The organism is Caballeronia sp. M23-90, assembly GCF_053574605.1.
In genome coordinates this window covers 1-19,101 of record NZ_JBSIPA010000081.1, presented here as the reverse complement: position 1 = coordinate 19,101, position 19,101 = coordinate 1, and the positions used below count along the sequence as shown (strand labels likewise).

The following is a 19,101-nucleotide window of genomic DNA, read 5'->3' as shown; positions in this document are numbered from 1 at the left end:
TGACGGCGGCGCGGATCGCACGGCTTTGCGGCAGGTCGAGCGTGCCGAGATTCACCGATACCGCGTTCGCCATCGGCGCAAACTGGCTGACTTCCTCGCGCGCGACGACCATCGCCGGCGCTGCGCCGATCGCGAGCAGCACGTTGGCCGTGAAATTCGTGACAACGAGATTCGTCAGGCAATGGACGAGCGGCGCGCGTTCGCGCACACGGTTTGCGAACGAAAAGAGATCGGCGGCGAGCATGAAGTCTGGCGTGAAGAGAAATGGATAGCCGGATTATCGCGCGTCCGGCTTCGCTCGCGTCGTGCCGGGTTCGGCCGGGTTCAGTGGCGTGATTCGCCGATCAGCGCGACCGAATCGAACGCGCGCTGATTGGCCTGATGCCGCCGCATGACGAAGTACATCATCAGGCAGACAAAGGTGCCGAACAGCACGATCACGAATTGAATCGGTACATCGAGCCAGACGAGCACGGCATACAGGCACAACATCACGAGCACCGAAAGATTCTCGTTGAAGTTCTGCACCGCGATCGAATGCCCGGCCGAAAGCAGCACGTGTCCGCGATGTTGCAGCAGCGCGTTCATCGGCACCACGAAAAAGCCCGACAGGCCGCCGACGATCATCAGGAAGATATACGCGACGATCAGGTAACCCGGAAGGTGCATGCGACCAAAATAGATGCCCCAGTGCACCGGGAAAAGATGCTTCGAATAGAACGCGAGCAGCATCACCGCGACGCCCATCATGATGCCAACCGGCAGCACCGACAGTGACTTCTTCAGCGGCACGCGCGCCGCCGCGAGAATTGCACCCACGGCCACTCCGACCGCGATGATCGCCTGGAGAATCGCCGCCTCCGACAGTGACATGCCGAGCGACACTTCCGCCCACTTCAGCACGATGAACTGCAAGGTCGCGCCCGCGCCCCAGAACAGCGTGGTCACGGCCAAGGAGATCTGCCCGAGCTTGTCGTGCCAGAGCGCATTGAAACAATCGGCGAAGTCGGTGATGAGTTTGATCGGGCGATGTTCCTGCTTCGGATAACGTGCGCCGGTATCGGGGATCCGCAGATTGAAGATTGCGGCGACGATGTACATGAACACGATCACGAGCATGGCCGCTTCGGCGGGCGTATCGACCTTGGGAATATGTAGCGAAAGTATGTGCGACGCTATATGTGGACTGATCAGCGCACCGCCCATGACCGTGCCGAGAATGATCGACCCGACCGTGGTGCCTTCAATCCATCCGTTGGCCGCGACCAGACGGTCGGCAGGCAGCAGTTCGGTGAGAATGCCGTACTTCGCGGGCGAGTATGCGGCCGCGCCGAAACCGACAATGCCATACGCCAGCAGCGGGTGCGCGCCGATCAGCATGGTCAGGCAGCCGACTACCTTGATGGAGTTGGTGACGAACATCACGTGACCCTTCGGCCGTGAGTCGGCGAAGGCACCTACGAAAGCAGCCAGAACTACGTATGACAGCACAAAGAACAGCTTGAGCAGCGGCGTCATCCAGTTCGGGGCGTGAAGATCTTTCAGCAGGGCGATCGCAGCGATCAGAAGGGCGTTGTCGGCCAGCGACGAGAAAAACTGCGCGGCCATGATGGTGTAAAAACCTTTTTTCATCTGATCCGATGCTAGTCCGCACTGCGGGTGATCCGCCCCGTTTCCGCACGGCGCGCTCGTCTTTCGCGTCCGGGTTCGCGCTCAGGCTCCCGTTCAGGCAATTTCTGTTTGAAATGGGTTGTGTGCACGGCTTTATAACACGAAAATAGGCGCATTCTGACTAGCAGTAACCTCCATGACAGTCCCCTGGCGCTCATGTGACATGCGTGCCGCAACATCGGCTGGCATCAGGGTGACGATAAAGTATTGATTCGAAACATGTGTTCTTTTCGAATTTCGTGCCGGGTTCGCGGTCTTAAGTTCATCGGCGAGCTGACAGGTCTTCTGTACGAAGTCTCTCGTGCAACCGCAGCGCGGCGGTTTGCCACCGCGCCAGCGCAATCGGAACACAGTCCGCTGTAACCGCGCCGACCTTGAAAATGCCCCGTCCGCGACGACGGCCAGCTTTCGCGGAATTCCCCGTTCATCCAACCGAACCTTCCATGCCGCGCCCCTTATCCGCTACTGTCCACACTGCCGCACTCGCCAGCAACCTGGCCATCGCACGGGCGCATGCGCCGAAATCCAAGATATGGGCCGTCGTCAAGGCCAATGCTTATGGCCACGGATTGGCGCGAGCGTTCCCCGGATTGCGTGCAACCGATGGTTTCGGTCTTCTTGACCTAGAGGAAGCGGTTAAGTTGCGTGAACTCGGCTGGGCTGGCCCCATTCTCCTGCTGGAAGGCTTTTTTCGTCCGACGGATATCGATGTAATCGACCGGTACAGCCTCACAACCGGCGTTCATTGCGACGAACAGTTGCGCATGCTCGAAATGGCGCGCTTGTCGAAACCGGTGAATATCCAGCTGAAGATGAATACGGGCATGAACCGCCTGGGCTACGCGCCCGAGCGTTTTCGCGCCGCATGGGAACGGGCGCGGGCGGTGCAGGGCATTGGCCAGATCACGTTGATGACCCATTTCTCCGATGCCGACGGTCCTCGCGGCATCGACCATCAGATGGAAGCGTTCGAGCGCGGTGCCGAGGGCATTGCCGGCACGCGCAGCCTGGCGAATTCGGCAGCCGTGCTCTGGCACGCCGGATCGCATTTCGACTGGGTGCGCCCGGGGATCATGCTGTATGGCGCGTCGCCGTCGGGCAGGACCGAGGACGTCGCGAATATCGGCCTGAAGCCGGCCATGACGTTCGCGTCCGAACTGATCGCCGTGCAGACCGTGACGGCAGGGCAGACGGTGGGCTATGGTTCGTCGTTTTCCGTCACTTCGCCTATGCGCATTGGCGTAGTGGCGTGCGGTTATGCGGACGGTTATCCTCGTTGCGCGCCGGAAGGCACGCCTGTCATTGTGGATGGCGTGCTCACGCGCATTGTCGGGCGCGTCTCCATGGACATGATCACGGTGGACCTGACGCCGGTGCCGACGGCTGGCATCGGAACGCATGTGGAAATGTGGGGTGCGAAGCTGCCTGTCGATGACGTTGCCGCCGCGTGCGGCACGGTCGGCTACGAGCTGATGTGCGCGGTCGCGCAACGTGTGCCGATGCGGGCTGAATAACAGCAAGTTTGTGTGTGTAACGATGAAACCCAGGAAGGCGAGTGGCGAAAGTAGCGAAGGTTAAAACGCTTTACGTATGCACGGAATGCGGCGGGCAAGCGCCGAAATGGCAGGGCCAGTGCCCGGCTTGCGGCGCGTGGAATACGCTGGTGGAGTCGGTGGCGGAGTCGCCGTCGGCGCATCGCTTCCAGGCGCTGGCGAAGACATCGCCTGTGCAGCGTTTGTCGGAAATCGAAGCGTCGGATGTGCCGCGCTTCACAACGGGTATCGGCGAGTTCGATCGCGTGCTGGGCGGCGGTCTGGTCGCGGGCGGCGTGGTGTTGATCGGGGGCGATCCGGGCATCGGCAAGTCGACGCTGTTGCTGCAATCGCTCGCGGAAATCGCGCGTGAACGGCCCGCGCTTTATATCAGTGGCGAAGAATCCGGCGCGCAGATCGCATTGCGCGCCCAACGGCTCGGCTTGCTCGGCGATTCGGGCAACGCGGCGCCGGATTTGCGCCTGCTCGCGGAAATCCAGCTTGAGCGGATCCAGGCAACCATCGATGCCGAACGGCCGGAAGTGGCGGTCATCGATTCCATTCAGACGGTTTATTCCGAAGCGCTGACTTCGGCACCCGGATCGGTTGCACAGGTGCGCGAATGCGCGGCGCAACTGACGCGGATCGCCAAGCAGACCGGGACGGCCATCATCATGGTCGGTCACGTGACGAAAGAGGGCAATCTCGCCGGACCTCGTGTGCTGGAACATATCGTTGATACCGTGCTGTACTTCGAAGGCGATACCCATTCGTCGTTCCGGCTCGTGCGTGCATTCAAGAACCGGTTCGGCGCGGTCAACGAGCTTGGTGTATTCGCAATGACCGAGCGCGGTCTGCGTGGCGTGGCGAATCCATCGGCGCTGTTTTTATCGCAGCATGAGCAGAGCGTGCCGGGGTCCTGCGTGCTCGTCACCCAAGAGGGATCGCGGCCGCTGCTGGTGGAGGTACAAGCACTGGTCGATACCGCCCACGTGCCGAATCCGCGACGCCTTGCCGTGGGACTGGAGCAGAACCGGCTGGCATTGCTGCTGGCGGTGTTGCATCGGCACGCGGGAATTGCCTGCTTCGATCAGGACGTGTTCCTGAACGCAGTCGGCGGTGTGAAGATCACAGAACCCGCCGCCGACCTGGCCGTGCTGCTGGCCATTCAGTCATCCCTGCGCAACAAGCCGTTGCCCAAGGGCTTGATCGTGTTCGGCGAGGTGGGTCTTGCGGGCGAAATCCGGCCATCGCCGCGTGGTCAGGACCGGCTGAAGGAAGCGGCCAAGCTCGGTTTTTCGATCGCACTGATTCCGAAGGCGAACGCGCCGAAACAGCCTATCGACGGACTGGAAGTGATCGCCGTGGACCGGATCGAAGAAGCAATCGACCGGGCGCGTGCGTTCGACTGATTTTGCGAAAGACTCGCGATCGGGATCGGGCCCTTTCGTAATGTGGCGTAAAAATCGGTGCAGTCCCTGTAACCCACGTGGCGCGTCCTTTTTCTATGCTTCTATCGCGACAAACCCCGATACGAGCGGAAAGGACGACGCCTTGAAACACGCAAATCAAACTTCGTCAGCCCCATCATTTCATCTGCGTGGCTGCCGGGTGTCAGCACCTATCCCGCAACCGTGGGGCGGTGGCTGCAGAATCGTCGAATGGATCGATGCGGAAGGGCAGATCTCCCGCCGCGTGGTGGCGGAAAACGTGACTGAGGACGAGGTCGTGGCAACGATCCGCTGCCACGTCAAGGGCCGCAAGCACGTGCTGCACGACGACGAAGGCATACTACGGCAAACCTTGCCACGGCGCTAGCCTGGACTCACTCAAGTCAGCCGATCTGCTCGAGTTCTTCGTGTGCCTCGAGCCATTGCGCTTCCAGCGCTTCGAGTTTGATGTTCACGTCGGCCTGACGGCGAATCGACTCGGTCAGCTTGGATTTCATTGACGGCTCGTAGCTCGCGGCATCGGCTACGAACGCATCCAGTTGCGCCTTCTCGGCGTTCAGCTTGTCCATCTCCTTCTCGATCTTCGAAATCCGCGACTGCAGCGGTTTCTTCAAGTGCGAGAGTTTCTGGCGCTCTTGCGCTTCCAGCCTGCGCTGTTCCTTGCGGTTCTGCCCCGAATCGAGCGTGTCGTCCGCGCTGTCACTGCCGGCTTCCTTGGCGGCCGCGCGCTGCTCGGCCGCGTGCTGGAGCAGCCAGTCACGATAATCGTCGAGGTCGCCGTCAAAGGGCTGAAGGCGGTGTTTTGCCACCAGCATGAACGTGTCCGTGGTCGCGCGCAGCAAGTGGCGATCGTGCGAAACCAGGATCAGCGTCCCCTCGAATTGCGCCAGCGCCATGGTCAGGGCGTGCCGTGTTTCGAGGTCGAGATGGTTCGTTGGTTCATCGAGGAGAAGCAGATTCGGCTTTTGCCAGATGATCAACGCGAGTGCCAGACGCGCTTTTTCCCCGCCGGAGAACGGGGCGATCTTCGCGGTCGCCATCTCGCCCGAGAAATTGAATCCACCCAGGAAGTCGCGCAGTTCCTGTTCGCGGGTATCGGGCGCGAGACGGGCGACGTGCTGCAAGGCGGAGTCATCCGGACGCAGGGTTTCGAGCTGATGCTGCGCAAAATACCCGATCCGCAAGCCCTTGCCTTCGCGCACGGTCCCGCTGAGCGCTTCCAACGTCCCGGCGAGCGTCTTGATCAGCGTGGATTTGCCCTGGCCGTTAGCGCCCAGCAGACCGATGCGCTGGCCGTTCTGAATGGAGAGCGTGACACCTTCCACGATCGGCACGTCGCCCGCTTCCGTGTGGTACCCGCAGCGTACGCCTTCCATCACCATCATTGGATTGGGCGCGGAGTCAGGTGTGCGGAACTCGAAGGTGAACGGCGAAGAAGCATGCGCGGGCGCGATGATTTCCATGCGCTCGAGTGCTTTCACGCGGCTTTGCGCCTGCTTCGCCTTGGTCGCCTGCGCCTTGAACCGGTTGATGAAGCTCTGCAGATGCTCCACCGTCTTCTGCTGCTTCTCGAATGCGCTTTGCTGCAACGACATTTGCTGCGCGCGGAGGATCTCGAACTGACTGTAGTTGCCGCCGTAGCGCTTGATCTGCCGGTTTTCCAGATGCAGCGTGACGTTGCACACCGAATCGAGGAATTCGCGATCGTGCGAAATCACGATCAGCGTCCCCGGGTATCGATGCAGCCAGTCTTCCAGCCAGATGATCGCGTCGAGATCCAGGTGGTTCGTGGGTTCGTCGAGCAGCAGCAGGTCCGAGCGGCACATCAGCGCCTGCGCAAGGTTCAGGCGCATGCGCCAGCCGCCTGAGAAGCTCGTGACCGGATCCTTCGTCTGCGCGAGCGTGAAGCCCAGGCCAATCAGCAGTGTCTCGGCGCGGGCGGGCGCGGTGTAACCGTCGGCATCGGCGAACGCGGCGTGCGCTTCGCCTTCCGCGGCGCCGTTGTGAGCGGCTGAAGCCGCCGCGATCCGCGCTTCGATGCTGCGAAGCTGCGTGTCTCCGTCGAGCGTGTAATCGAGCGCGGTGCGGTCCACCGCCGGCGTTTCCTGCGCGACGTGCGCGATTTGCCATGACGGTGGCATGGAAAAATCACCGCCGTCTGCGTGCAGGTCGCCGCGCAGCACGGAAAACAGCGTGGATTTGCCTGCGCCGTTTGCACCGACAAGCCCCGCCTTTTCGCCAGGATTGAGCGTGAACGTGGTCTGTTCGAAGAGCGGTTTCGTGCCGCGGGCAAGGCTGAACTGATTGAAGCGAATCACGGCGTGAGACCCAGGCGAGTACGGGAAAACGCTATTTTAGACTGCCGCTGGCGCTCGCCGCGTGCTCATTCATGTCCGGTGCCTCGCTGGCCGTTCGGCCGAATGTTCTTTGCCTGGCGTTTCGCTTAGACTGGATTTTTTCAAGCGGAGACTCGAATGAACCCTATCTACTCGTTTTCGGCGGAAACCCTGGGCGGCGAGACAGCCAGCCTGGAGCAATACCAGGGCAAGGTGCTGTTGATCGTGAATACCGCGAGCGAGTGCGGATTCACGCCGCAGTACAAGGGTTTGCAGGAAATATACGACCGCTACAAGGACCGCGGTTTCGCGGTGCTGGGTTTCCCGTGCAATCAGTTCGGGAAGCAGGAACCGGGCGACGCCGCGCAGATCGGCAGCTTCTGTGAGAAGAATTACGGTGTCACGTTTCCCATGTTCGCCAAGGTCGAGGTGAACGGCGCGAACGCGCATCCGCTGTTCCGTTATCTGACTGAAGAAGCGCCGGGAGTGCTCGGAACCGAAGGCATCAAGTGGAACTTCACGAAGTTTCTCGTCGATAAGGAAGGCAACGTGACGAACCGGTTCGGATCGGTGACAAAGCCTGATGCGCTGTCCGGAGATATCGAAAAGCTGCTTTGAACATGGGTACGGTCGAACGCTCCCATTCGACCGCATCGCCTTATTCTCCACGGTGACGCCCGTCCGGGCGGCGCTGCCAGCGAACCAGCAGATTGACTGGAACCCGCGCTTGCGTCGGGATTGCCTCTTCACTTCCGATCCATGGCGCGGGACGCTTCGGCGCTGCCAATTGTAGAAATATGTCGTACATAACTATTTCTTGATGCTGAATTATGTATGATTTATTTCTCCTACCTTGAGCGAGGCTTCGATGAAACCCGAATCGACGGCCGCGCCGACCATGACGAAGCTGCACGAGGCGATCGTCATCCATCTCGCGGATGCAATCCTTTCCGGAGTCCTTCCGGTCGGATCGAGCTTGCCAAACGAGAATGAACTTGCCGCCGCGCATGGTGTGAGCCGTACGGCAGCCCGGGAGGCGATGCAAAAACTGGCATCGCTCGGATTGATCGAAAGCCGGCGGCGCAAAGGCGCGACAGTTCTTCCTCGCGATAACTGGAAGCTGCTGGATGAATCCGTGCTCGACCTGGCAGTGTTGCGCGTCACCGACGCCGCGTTCTTCCAGTCTTTGGTGGAAGCGCGGCTGTTGATCGAGCCACGCGCGGCAGAGCTGGCGGCGCAACGGGCCTCGCCGGCGGATATCGCCTGTATCGAAGAGGCGTTGACCGCGATGGCGAGCGAAGCGGATGGTGCGCGCGGAGCGCTGTGGGCCGCAGGAGACGTCGCGTTTCATGCGGGCGTCATTGCGGCGGCCGGCAACTGGGTCTTCACGCAATTGGTCGGCACAGTCCGCGCTGCGCTGGGTGCAGGGATTCGCCTTACTGGAGAACACGCGCTGTCGGCGCAGGCGTCACTGGAACAGCATCGTGCTGTGTTCGAGGCAATTCGCCGGCGCGATCCTGCCGAAGCACACGCGGCCATGACGCGATTGCTGCTCACAACGCGGCGTGACTTCGACGCGCTGGAGCAAGACGGCGTGCTTTCGGGTCGGTGACCTCAAACCTCAACAAGACACATCATGCGCAAACTTCGATCGCAACAATGGTTTGGCACGCACGGGAAGGACGGTTTCATTCACCGTTCGTGGATGAAGAACCAGGGCATCCCGCACGACAATTTCGACGGACGGCCTGTCATCGGCATATGCAACACGTGGTCCGAGTTGACGCCCTGCAACGCGCATTTTCGAGAACTTGCCGAATACGTGAAGCGTGGCGTGCGCGAAGCCGGGGGATTGCCGCTCGAATTTCCCGTGATGTCGCTCGGCGAATCCAACCTTCGTCCCACGGCAATGCTGTTTCGCAACCTCGCGTCAATGGACGTCGAGGAATCGATCCGCGGCAATCCGCTCGATGGCGTGATCCTCCTCGTCGGCTGCGACAAGACCACGCCGGCGCTTCTGATGGGCGCGGCGTCCTGCAATTTGCCGGCGCTCGCAGTCTCCGGCGGACCGATGCTCAACGGCCGGTATCGCGGCAAGCCGATTGGTTCGGGAACCGGCGTATGGCAGATGTCGGAAGAGGTGCGTGCGGGCACGATGACGCAGGAGGAATTCACGGAAGCGGAGTCCTGCATGAACCGCTCGCGCGGCCATTGCATGACCATGGGCACGGCTTCCACGATGGCGTCGATGGTCGAATCGCTCGGCATGGGCCTGCCGCACAACGCGGCGATTCCTGCCGTCGATGCCCGGCGTCAGGTGCTCGCGCACATGGCCGGACGGCGAATCGTCGATATGGTCCGCGAGGACTTGACGATGGACCGGATTCTTACACGCGAAGCATTTGAAAATGCGATTCGCGTGAACGCGGCGATTGGTGGCTCGACCAACGCCGTGGTGCATTTGATTGCGCTCGCAAAGCGCATTGGTGTGCCGTTGACGCTGGAGGACTGGGAGCTCGGTTCGGATGTGCCATGCCTCGTGAACCTGCAGCCATCGGGCGAATTTCTGATGGAGGACTTCTACTATGCAGGCGGCTTGCCGGCCGTCCTGAGGGAACTGGGCGAACACGGTCTGCTGCACAAGGACGCGCTTACGGTGAACGGCAAGACGATCTGGGACAACGTCTCGAACGCCCGCAATGACGACGAGAAGGTCATCACGCGGTTCGCCGCGCCGTTCAAGCAGAAAGCGGGCATTGCCGTGCTGAAGGGAAACCTCGCACCAAACGGCGCAGTGATCAAGCCGTCGGCAGCGACGCCTCATTTGCTCAAGCATCGTGGCCGGGCGGTCGTGTTCGAGAACGTGGAAGAACTGCACGCGAAAGTGGACGACGAAGCGCTCGATATCGACGAGCACTGCGTGATGGTCTTGAAGGGCGCGGGGCCGAAGGGTTATCCGGGATTTGCCGAAGTCGGCAATATGCCGCTGCCGAAAAAGGTGCTTCAAAAGGGCATTACCGACATGGTGCGCATCTCCGATGGCCGGATGAGCGGCACTGCATACGGCGCGGTCGTGCTGCATGTGTCGCCGGAAGCGGCTGCCGGAGGTCCGTTGGCGTTCGTGCAGACCGGCGACATGATCGAGCTCGATGTCAAAGCGCGGCGGCTGCACCTGGAGGTTTCGGATGAAGAACTCGAACGGCGGCGGGCGGCGTGGCGGAAACCGGCATCTCCGCTGCGTGGATACGTGAAACTCTACGTCGATCATGTGCTGCAGGCGGATCAGGGCGCGGACCTCGATTTCCTGGTCGGGGCAAGCGGCGCGCCCGTGCCGCGTGACTCGCATTGAACTACAGCCTTAAGGAGTCACGCATATGGAATTGACCCGCGCAACACTGCCTGCGAACTCGCCGGCCGGCATATGGCCGGTCCTCTACGCTTATTTCGATCACAGCAACCAGCTCGACCGCAACGCAATGCGCACTCAGGTCGAGCGGACCATCGCGGCGGGCGCGCCTGGCATCGTGGTGCTGGGTCTCGCGACCGAAGTGCAGCGGTTGTCTCGTAGCGAACGCGAGCAGATCGTGGATTGGGCGCATCAGGACATCGCTTCGCGCGTGCCGCTCGCCGTGACCGTCACAGGCGAGACCCCTGAGACGCAGATCGAGTTTGGCAACTGGGCCATCGCCCATGGTGCGCAATGGCTGATCTTGCAACCGCCGTCGGCTCGCACCCAGCCCGAGCGATTCTATTTCGACTTCTTCGCTTCGGTCATGAGCGGTTTGAACAAGACCGCCGGTGCGGGTATCCAGAATGCGCCGGAGTATCTTGGAGTGGGTTTGTCGCCGGAATCGATCGCGGAACTTGCGCGGCAATGTCCGAACTTCCGGTGGTTGAAAGGCGAGGGCGCGGCGACGGTGCTGCACGCCACGATCGAATGCTTGCGCAGGTCCGGCAGCGCCATGCCTGTGTTCAACGGGCGCGGCGGACAGGAGTTGCTGGATAACCTGCGCTCCGGCTGCGCGGGGATGATCGTGGCGCCGGACAGCTTCGATCATCAGGTGAGCATTTTCCAGGCTTACGAGCGCGATCCGGCTGAGGCGCAGCAGCTTTACGAAGCTGTATTGCCGGCGATCGTTTTCGTGATGCAGTCGCTCGATGCCCTAACGTGTTACGGCAAGCGCATTGCGGCATGGCGAATGGGGTTTGAGGTCAGTCACGATCGCGGTATGGCGCCTACGGCCTTCGGCCTCGATTGTGCACGGCGCTTTGCCGACAGCCTTGGGCCCTACGCGGGATAATGCCAGCCTAAAGAATAGGCGAAAAAAGCCGCGCGACATGCATGGCCATGCGCCGCAGAGGGGGCGCACCAAGGTAATCGTCGCGGCTGATTTCCCACGATTGCGCGAAGTCGTCAAGCAGCATCTTTTCGACTTCGGCGGCAAAGCTCTGGTCCACCGTCAGCACCATGATTTCGAAGTTCAGGCGGAACGAGCGGTTGTCCAGGTTCGCGCTGCCGATCGCCGCCGACATGTCGTCGACCAGCACCACTTTCTGATGCAAAAAGCCCGGCCGGTATCGGAAGATCCGCACGCCGGCGAGCAACGCATCGTAGGCATACAACTTCGACGCGGCAAACACCACCCGATGATCGCGCCGGCTCGGAATCAGGATGCGCACGTCCACGCCGCGCAGCACGGCAAGGCGTAACGCGGAGAACACGGCTTCATCGGGGATGAGATAGGGCGTCGTGATCCATATGCGCGAACGCGCCGCGTTGATTGCTTCGACAAAAAACAGCGAACACGTTTCCTGCCGGTCGGCGGGACCGCTTGCGAGCACGAGACAGCTCATGTCTTTTTCAGAGACCTTCGAGGCCTCGACTTCCGGAATGCGCTGCGTCGCCCAATACCAGTCTTCAATGAACACGAACTGGATGCTCGCGACCGCCGGCCCGCGCACTTCAATGTGTGTATCGCGCCATGGCGACAAGCGCGGATTGCCGCCCAGATATTCCACGCCAACGTTGTGCCCGCCGACAAACGCACGTTCGCCGTCCACGACGACGATCTTTCGATGATTGCGAAAGTTGATCTGAAAGCGATTGACGAATTTTCGCTTGGTCGCGAAAGGATGCGTCTGCACGCCGCCGGCGCGAAGCGCGTTCACGTAGCGATGCGGCAAATCGAAACTGCCGATGCTGTCGTACAGGAAATAAACCCGCACGCCTTCTTGTGCTTTCCTGATCAGCAGGTCTTTCAGCTTCAGCCCGAGCTCATCGGCGCGAACGATGAAAAACTGCACGATCACATAAGTCTTTGCTTTTTCAATGGCCTCGAAAATTGCATCGAAAGTCGTGGTGCCGTTGATCAGCACGCGTACCGAATTGCCGCGCAAGAACGGCATTCCGCTCAGACGCGTGAGCGCGCGAATAGTCGGGTGTCCAAGATATTCGGCGGGATCGCCGGGCGCCACGCCGCGCAGGCGGGCGGCTTCATCGGGGAAATTCCATTCGGTCGGATGCGCGCTTTTGCGCAGGATTTCGTTCTCGAGGCGCCTTGCGTCGATATACCCCGCGAACTTGCTGCGCCCAAGGAACAGATACGGGATGAGCGTGAAGTACGGCATGGCGACGAGCGACACTGCCCACGCAACCGCGCCCTGTGACGTGCGCGTGTTGAGCACCGCATGGCACGCGGCCATCACGCCGAGCAAGTGGGCGATGATGACAAACGTGCCTAGATGCAGCCAGTCCTGCCATTCAATATGCATGTGCGCGGTCGGCCCGTGAGCGTGCTCTAGTGGTGCTGGAGTCCTGCGTTGGACATCAGGCCGGCAGGTCGGCAGCCTGGATCAGGAACACGTTGTCGTCGCCGGCACTGGTCGAAAGCCAGACCATGTCCAGGCCGCCGAGCGTCGCTTCCACGTTCGCGCGTTCGTTGCCGATCTCGATCACGAGCACGCCGTCCTCGGTCAGCCATTTGCGCGCTTCGCCAATGATCCGCTTCACGATATCCATGCCGTCCGCACCGCCGGCAAGCGCGAGTTCAGGCTCATGACGGTACTCGGCCGGCAACGACTGCATGGCGAGCGCGTTGACGTAGGGCGGGTTCGTGATGATGACCTCGTAACGGCCGCCGGGCAGCGGCGCGAACAAGTCGCCTTCGTACAGGGCGATGCGCGAATCCAGGTCGTAGTCGTCCACGTTCTGGTGCGCGACTTCCAGCGCTGGCGCGGAGATGTCGACGGCATCGATATCCGCATTCTGGAACGCCTGCGCCGCGAGAATCGCGAGACAGCCCGAGCCGGTGCAGAGTTCGAGCACGCGCGAGACTTCGTCGGGGTCCTGCACGTACGGCTGCAAGCCGTCCTGCAACAATTCGCCAATGAACGACCGCGGCACGATCACGCGTTCGTCGACGTAAAAACGATGCCCGTGCATCCACGCCTCGTTCGTGATGTACGCCGCGGGCACGCGATCTTTCGCGCGCCGCTCGATCACTTTCATGATGGCGTCGATTTCGGTGTCGAGCAGACGGGCGTCGAGAAACGGGTCGAGCGTGTCGAGCGGCAAGTGCAAGGTGTGCAGGACGAGGTACGCGGCTTCATCGAATGCATTCGATGAACCGTGCCCGAACGACAGCTTTGCCTCGGTGAATCGCGAGACGGCAAAGCGCAGCAGATCGCGTACGGTGGTGAAGGGAAGCGCCATCGCAGGCTCCTTTAAAGAGTGGTTTGGATCAGGCGAGCAAGGTTTCGAGCACGCGCCGGTACACGTTTTTCAACGGATCGATGAACGCGATCTCGACATGCTCGTCGATCTTGTGAATGCTGCCGTTGGGCGGTCCGAATTCGACGACTTGCTCGCAGATCTGCGCGATAAAGCGGCCGTCCGACGTGCCGCCGGTGGTCGAGAGTTCGGTGCGAACGCCGGTTTCATCGAGAATGGCCTGCTCCAGCGCGCCCGACAACGTGCCGCGCGGCGTGAGGAACGGCAGGCCGCTGACGCTCCATGCGAGATCGTAGTTGAGCGCGTGTTGGTCGAGGATCGCGTGGACGCGGCTTTGCAAGCCTTCCACCGTGCTCGCCGTGGAGAAGCGGAAATTGAACATCAACTCGATGTGACCCGGGATCACGTTGGTCGCGCCCGTGCCGCCATGCAGGTTGGAGACCTGCCACGTGGTCGGCGGGAAATATTCGTTGCCGTCGTCCCAATGCGTCTGGACGAGTTCGGCCAACGCCGGTGCAAGCAAATGGATCGGGTTCTTCGCGAGATGCGGATACGCAATGTGACCCTGCACGCCTTTCACGACCAACTTGCCGGACATCGAGCCGCGGCGGCCATTCTTGACCATGTCGCCAAGCGTGGCGCTGGATGTCGGCTCGCCGACGATGCAGTAATCCAGCCGCTCGCCGCGTGCTTTCAGCGCTTCGATCACCTTGACGGTGCCGTCGGTCGCGGGACCTTCTTCGTCGCTCGTGATCAGGAATGCGATCGAGCCGCGATGCGTGGGATGCGCCGCGACAAACTCCTCGCTCGACACCACGAACGCCGCGATCGACGTCTTCATGTCTGCCGCGCCGCGGCCGTACAGTTTGCCGTCGCGGTGTGTCGGCTCGAACGGCGGCGATGTCCATTGCTCAAGGGGCCCGGTCGGCACCACGTCCGTGTGCCCGGCGAACGCAAGCAGCTTGCCGTCGGTACCGTCCGTGCCGCGTTTGACGGCCCACAGGTTCGTGACGCCGCCCGACTCGATGGTCTCGCATTCGAAACCAACCGCCGACAAACGCTCGATCAGCACGTTCTGGCAATGTTGATCGTCCGGCGTGACGGACGGACGCGCGATGAGTTGTTCGGAAAGAATAAGGGTGCCGGACATGGTTTCGAGCCACTTTCAATAAAAATGCCGGCGCGGCGGCCGGCAGGGATAATGATTCACGCGCGCTACATTGGCGCGCGACGCTGCATGCAAAGCCGAAACTTCAAACAAACAGCGTTTCGTACTTCTCGGCGTCGAACCCGAGCGACTTCACACGGCCGTTCACCACCAGCACGGGCCGCTTGATGATCGACGGCTTGTGGATCATCAATGCAATCGCGCCGGCGGTCGATCCCGCTTCGTCCTTGTACGTATCCGACAACCCGCGCCACGTCGTGCCGCGACGGTTGATCAGTTCGTCGAGCGTGACGTCCTTCAACCAGTCCTGCAACAACGCCGTCGATACACCGGCCTTCTTGAAGTCGTGGAATTCGAACGGCACGTCATGTTCTTCCAGCCACACGCGCGCTTTTTTCACGGTGTCGCAATTCGGAATCCCATACACGACGATCTTTTTCGCGGCCATGGATCAATCGCCTCGCAGCAACTCGTTCAGTCCAACCTTGGCGCGCGTCTTCGCATCGACCTTCTTCACGATCACCGCGCAGTACAGGCTGTGCGAACCGTCCTTCGAAGGCAGATTGCCCGCGACGACCACCGAACCTGCCGGAATGCGGCCGTACGTCACCGAACCGGTTTCGCGGTCATAGATCTTCGTGCTCTGGCCGAGATACACGCCCATGGAAATGACCGAATTTTCTTCGACGATCACGCCTTCCACCACTTCCGAACGCGCGCCGATAAAGCAGTTGTCTTCGATGATCACGGGGTTTGCCTGCAGCGGTTCCAGCACGCCGCCAATCCCCACGCCGCCCGACAAGTGCACATTCTTGCCGATCTGCGCGCATGAACCGACCGTGGCCCAGGTATCGACCATCGTGCCTTCATCCACATACGCGCCAATGTTCGTGTATGACGGCATCAGCACCACGTTCTTCGCGATGAACGAACCGCGGCGCGCAATGGCAGGCGGGACGACGCGAAAACCGCCCGCTGCGAAATCTTCAGCGGTGTAGTTGGCGAATTTCGACGGCACCTTGTCATAGAACTGGCTGTAACCGCCGGCGGGCATCGGCGCATTGTCTTCAAGACGGAACGACAGCAGCACCGCTTTCTTCAGCCATTGATTGACCAACCATTCGCCGTTCTGCTTTTCGGCGACGCGCAGCGCGCCTTTGTCGAGTTGCTCGATTGCGTGAGCGACGGCGTCGCGTACCTCGGCGGGCGCCGCTTTCGGCGACAGCTCGGCGCGGTTTTCCCAGGCGGTATCGATGATCTGTTGAAGTTGTTGCGACATGGTCGTGACTTAAAGTGAGTGCTGAGATTAAGAAGGGAATGAGCGGTGCAGCGAGCGGCAGAAATCCACGATTCGCTGTGCGCCTTCCACGCATTCGTCGACATCCGCGACCAGCGCAATGCGGATAAAACCGCTGCCGGGATTCGTGCCGTGGGCATCGCGTGCCAGGAACGAGCCCGGCAAAACCGTCACATTATAGTCGGCGTAAAGGCGTGCGGCGAACTCGGTGTCCGAGAGGCCGGTGCGCGCTACGTTCGCCCAAAGGTAGAACGCGGCGTCGGGCAGGCGCACGTCAAGCACCTCGGCGAGCATGGGCGTCACCGTCGTGAATTTCTTCAGGTAGAGCGCGCGGTTTTCGCGAACGTGCGCCTCGTCTTTCCACGCGACGACGCTCGCTGCCTGGAACATGGGCGAGAGCGCGGCGCCGTGATACGTGCGATAGAGCAGGAATTGCTTGAGGATGGCCGCGTCGCCGGCGACAAAGCCCGAGCGCATGCCGGGCACGTTCGAACGCTTGGACAGGCTCGACAACATCACCAGGCGCTCAAACCCGCGCCCGAGCTTGTGCGCCGCTTCCAGACCGCCGAGCGGCGGGGTGGCTTCGTCGAAATAAATCTCGGAATAGCATTCGTCGGACGCGATCACGAAGCCATGGCGATCCGACAACGCGAACAGTTCGCGCCAGTCGTCGAGTGTGAGCACGGCGCCAGTCGGGTTGCCCGGCGAGCAGACGAAAAGCAACTGCGTGCGCGCCCAGATGGCGTCCGGTACGGCCGAGTAATCGCAGGCGAAATTGCGCGCCGGATCGCTGTTCACGAAATACGGCTCGGCGCCGGCCAGCAACGCCGCGCCTTCGTAGATTTGATAAAACGGATTCGGGCACACCACGACGGGCGGTTCAGCGGCGCTACGGCTGTTGATCACCGTCTGAGCCAGCGAAAACAGGGCCTCCCGTGAGCCGGAAACCGGCAGCACCTCGGTGGCGGCGCTGACAGCGGGAAGCAAGTAACGTTGCCTGGTCCATTCCGCAATCGCCTGCCGCAACGGCTCGCTCCCGGCGGTGGCCGGATAGGAAGCCAGCCCCGCCATGGCATTGACAACAGCTTCGCGGATAAGTGCGGGCGTGGCGTGTTTCGGCTCGCCGATGCCAAAGCTGACCGGTGAGAAATCCGCCCGCGGCGTGACGCCCTTGAACAGCGCGCGCAGCTTTTCGAACGGATACGGCTGAAGTTTCTGGAGAAGTGGATTCACGGCTTGGTCGATGCCCTGGGGTTCATGCGTCAGGTCGCGGCTGACAGTGAGACGACAAGGCTGCGATTATATCCCGGGGCGCTTTCCCGGCGGCCCTGCGACTTCAATGGCGGGGCCATTCGGACTAGAAGAACGCCCGCTGACCTGCCTGGTCGATTGCCGATAAAAGACATACACAAAGCGTCCGCCTTGAGCGAAAAGAAATCATTCCGCGCGATGGTATGATTGTCATCGTTCGCCGGGCAGTGTCTTGATCAAGGGTCCAGCCCGCGCCGCCCGAGCGTTTTCGACCGGCGTCTTACGCCTCCCGCTGCACGGACATGCGTGCACACGAGGTTCGCCGGCCCGTTTCCAGCATTCATTTCAATCAGCGATATCGCCGTGCGTCTGACCTCGATAAAACTCGCTGGCTTCAAGTCCTTCGTCGATCCCACCCATTTCCAGGTCCCAGGCCAGCTTGTCGGCGTGGTTGGCCCGAATGGCTGCGGCAAGTCCAACATCATCGACGCCGTGCGCTGGGTGCTCGGCGAATCGCGCGCCTCCGAGCTGCGCGGCGAGTCGATGCAGGACGTGATATTCAACGGTTCCACCGCGCGCAAGCCGGGCAGCCGGGCCAGCGTCGAACTGATCTTCGATAACGCCGACGGCCGCGCCGCCGGGCAGTGGGGCACCTACGCCGAAATCGCCGTCAAGCGGGTACTCACGCGCGACGGCACCTCCAGCTACTACATCAACAACCTGCCCGCCCGCCGCCGCGATATCCAGGACATTTTCCTGGGTACGGGCCTTGGGCCGCGTGCGTACGCGATCATCGGGCAGGGCATGATTGCGCGGATCATCGAGGCGAAGCCCGAAGAACTGCGCGTGTTCCTGGAAGAGGCCGCGGGGGTATCGAAGTACAAGGAGCGCCGGCGCGAGACCGAAAACCGCTTGCACGACACCCGCGAAAACCTGACCCGCGTGGAAGATATCGTGCGCGAGCTGAGCGCGAATCTCGAGAAGCTCGAAGCGCAGGCAATCGTCGCGACGAAATACAAGACCTTGCAGGCCGATGGCGAGGAAAAGCAGCGGCTCTTGTGGCTTTTGCGCAAGAACGAGGCGGGCAACGAGTCCGAGCGTCAGCAGCGTGCAATCAGCGACGCGCAGATCGAACTCGAATCGCAAACCGCGAAGCTGCGCGAAGTCGAAGCACAACTTGAAACGCTGCGCGTGGCTCACTACAGTGCAAGCGACGCCATGCAAGGCGCTCAGGGCGCGCTCTACGAAGCGAATTCCGAAGTCAGCAAGCTCGAGGCGGAAATCCGCTTTATCGTCGAATCGCGTAATCGCGTGCAAGCGCAGATCGCCGCGTTGACCGCGCAGCGCGAGCAATGGCAGATGCAGGCCGGGAAAGCGCGTGGCGAGATCGACGACGCTGAAGAAGCGCTGGCTGTCGGCGAGGAAAAGGCGGCCATCGCGCAGGAAACGGCGGCTGCGAAACAGGACGAATTGCCTGCGCTCGAAGCGCGTTTTCGCGATGCACAGACCGGATTGAACGACGAACGCGCGACCATCGCGCGCAGTGACTTCACTGGTACATGACGAAGTATCAACAAATGCGAACTATTACGGTGATTCCCCGTTGTCGCGAGCGGAGAAGGCAGGTGCAGCAACATCCGAATGGATCGCCGAAAACGTTGCTGC

Annotated in this window: 16 protein-coding genes and 1 pseudogene; 8 read left to right on the top strand and 9 right to left on the bottom strand. The window is 61.3% G+C overall.

Annotation, left to right across the window (positions count from 1 at the left end):
* Window positions 1-244 (bottom strand): hydroxyethylthiazole kinase (locus tag ACRXB1_RS11165; RefSeq protein WP_449492028.1); only part of this gene is annotated, 244 nt, incomplete at its 3' end.
* An 80-nt stretch (window positions 245-324) separates the two neighbouring features.
* Window positions 325-1,632, bottom strand: coding sequence for a lysophospholipid transporter LplT (lplT, locus tag ACRXB1_RS11160; protein WP_061999132.1), 1,308 nt, complete (start codon window positions 1,630-1,632; stop codon window positions 325-327).
* Between the two features lie 482 nt (window positions 1,633-2,114).
* Here lplT and alr point away from each other — a divergent pair, with 482 nt between their 5' ends.
* The 3 genes from alr (at window position 2,115) to ACRXB1_RS11145 (ending at window position 5,021) form a co-directional block, all read left to right on the top strand.
* Window positions 2,115-3,185, top strand: coding sequence for an alanine racemase (alr, locus tag ACRXB1_RS11155; RefSeq protein ID WP_449492027.1), 1,071 nt, complete (start codon window positions 2,115-2,117; stop codon window positions 3,183-3,185).
* Window positions 3,186-3,226: 41 nt separating this feature from the next.
* The gene (radA, locus tag ACRXB1_RS11150) at window positions 3,227-4,615 is read left to right on the top strand and encodes a DNA repair protein RadA (protein WP_061999134.1); all 1,389 of its coding nucleotides are present in this window, start codon (window positions 3,227-3,229) and stop codon (window positions 4,613-4,615) included.
* A gap of 142 nt (window positions 4,616-4,757) precedes the next feature.
* Window positions 4,758-5,021: a DUF2866 domain-containing protein gene (locus ACRXB1_RS11145; protein ID WP_449492026.1), complete on the top strand. Its 264-nt coding sequence runs from the start codon at window positions 4,758-4,760 to the stop codon at window positions 5,019-5,021.
* 16 nt (window positions 5,022-5,037) lie between these two features.
* On the opposite strand, the gene ACRXB1_RS11140 is transcribed toward ACRXB1_RS11145, so the two are convergent.
* On the bottom strand, window positions 5,038-6,972 hold the full coding sequence (locus tag ACRXB1_RS11140) for an ATP-binding cassette domain-containing protein (protein WP_449492025.1): 1,935 nt from the start codon (window positions 6,970-6,972) through the stop codon (window positions 5,038-5,040).
* 156 nt (window positions 6,973-7,128) lie between these two features.
* Here ACRXB1_RS11140 and ACRXB1_RS11135 point away from each other — a divergent pair, with 156 nt between their 5' ends.
* The 4 genes from ACRXB1_RS11135 to ACRXB1_RS11120 all read left to right on the top strand — a co-directional run bounded on the left by ACRXB1_RS11135 (window position 7,129) and on the right by ACRXB1_RS11120 (window position 11,291).
* A complete protein-coding gene (locus ACRXB1_RS11135; RefSeq protein ID WP_075360398.1) occupies window positions 7,129-7,608 on the top strand; it encodes a glutathione peroxidase in 480 nt (159 codons plus the stop codon).
* A gap of 250 nt (window positions 7,609-7,858) precedes the next feature.
* Window positions 7,859-8,602 (top strand): FadR/GntR family transcriptional regulator, encoded by a 744-nt coding sequence (locus ACRXB1_RS11130; protein WP_449492024.1) that lies wholly within the window; start codon window positions 7,859-7,861, stop codon window positions 8,600-8,602.
* 24 nt (window positions 8,603-8,626) lie between these two features.
* Window positions 8,627-10,339 (top strand): IlvD/Edd family dehydratase, encoded by a 1,713-nt coding sequence (locus ACRXB1_RS11125; protein WP_449492023.1) that lies wholly within the window; start codon window positions 8,627-8,629, stop codon window positions 10,337-10,339.
* A 25-nt stretch (window positions 10,340-10,364) separates the two neighbouring features.
* Window positions 10,365-11,291, top strand: a complete 927-nt coding sequence (locus ACRXB1_RS11120; RefSeq protein ID WP_375508141.1) for a dihydrodipicolinate synthase family protein — start codon at window positions 10,365-10,367, stop codon at window positions 11,289-11,291.
* 7 nt (window positions 11,292-11,298) lie between these two features.
* On the opposite strand, the gene cls is transcribed toward ACRXB1_RS11120, so the two are convergent.
* From cls to dapC, 6 genes are all read right to left on the bottom strand, one after another.
* A complete protein-coding gene (gene cls, locus ACRXB1_RS11115) occupies window positions 11,299-12,762 on the bottom strand; it encodes a cardiolipin synthase (RefSeq protein WP_172811924.1) in 1,464 nt (487 codons plus the stop codon).
* A gap of 55 nt (window positions 12,763-12,817) precedes the next feature.
* Window positions 12,818-13,702, bottom strand: a complete 885-nt coding sequence (gene prmB / locus ACRXB1_RS11110; RefSeq protein WP_061999139.1) for a 50S ribosomal protein L3 N(5)-glutamine methyltransferase — start codon at window positions 13,700-13,702, stop codon at window positions 12,818-12,820.
* Window positions 13,703-13,730: 28 nt separating this feature from the next.
* Entirely contained in the window at window positions 13,731-14,870 is a 1,140-nt protein-coding gene (gene dapE, locus ACRXB1_RS11105; RefSeq protein WP_449492022.1) for a succinyl-diaminopimelate desuccinylase, read from the bottom strand.
* Between the two features lie 103 nt (window positions 14,871-14,973).
* Window positions 14,974-15,336: an ArsC family reductase gene (locus tag ACRXB1_RS11100; protein ID WP_075360394.1), complete on the bottom strand. Its 363-nt coding sequence runs from the start codon at window positions 15,334-15,336 to the stop codon at window positions 14,974-14,976.
* 3 nt (window positions 15,337-15,339) lie between these two features.
* Window positions 15,340-16,167, bottom strand: a complete 828-nt coding sequence (gene dapD, locus ACRXB1_RS11095; RefSeq protein WP_061999142.1) for a 2,3,4,5-tetrahydropyridine-2,6-dicarboxylate N-succinyltransferase — start codon at window positions 16,165-16,167, stop codon at window positions 15,340-15,342.
* Between the two features lie 27 nt (window positions 16,168-16,194).
* Window positions 16,195-17,418: a succinyldiaminopimelate transaminase gene (gene dapC, locus ACRXB1_RS11090; protein ID WP_174364267.1), complete on the bottom strand. Its 1,224-nt coding sequence runs from the start codon at window positions 17,416-17,418 to the stop codon at window positions 16,195-16,197.
* A gap of 381 nt (window positions 17,419-17,799) precedes the next feature.
* Here dapC and ACRXB1_RS11085 point away from each other — a divergent pair.
* Window positions 17,800-18,984: pseudogene (locus ACRXB1_RS11085) on the top strand (AAA family ATPase); the annotation flags it as partial.
* Window positions 18,985-19,101: the final 117 nt, after the last annotated feature.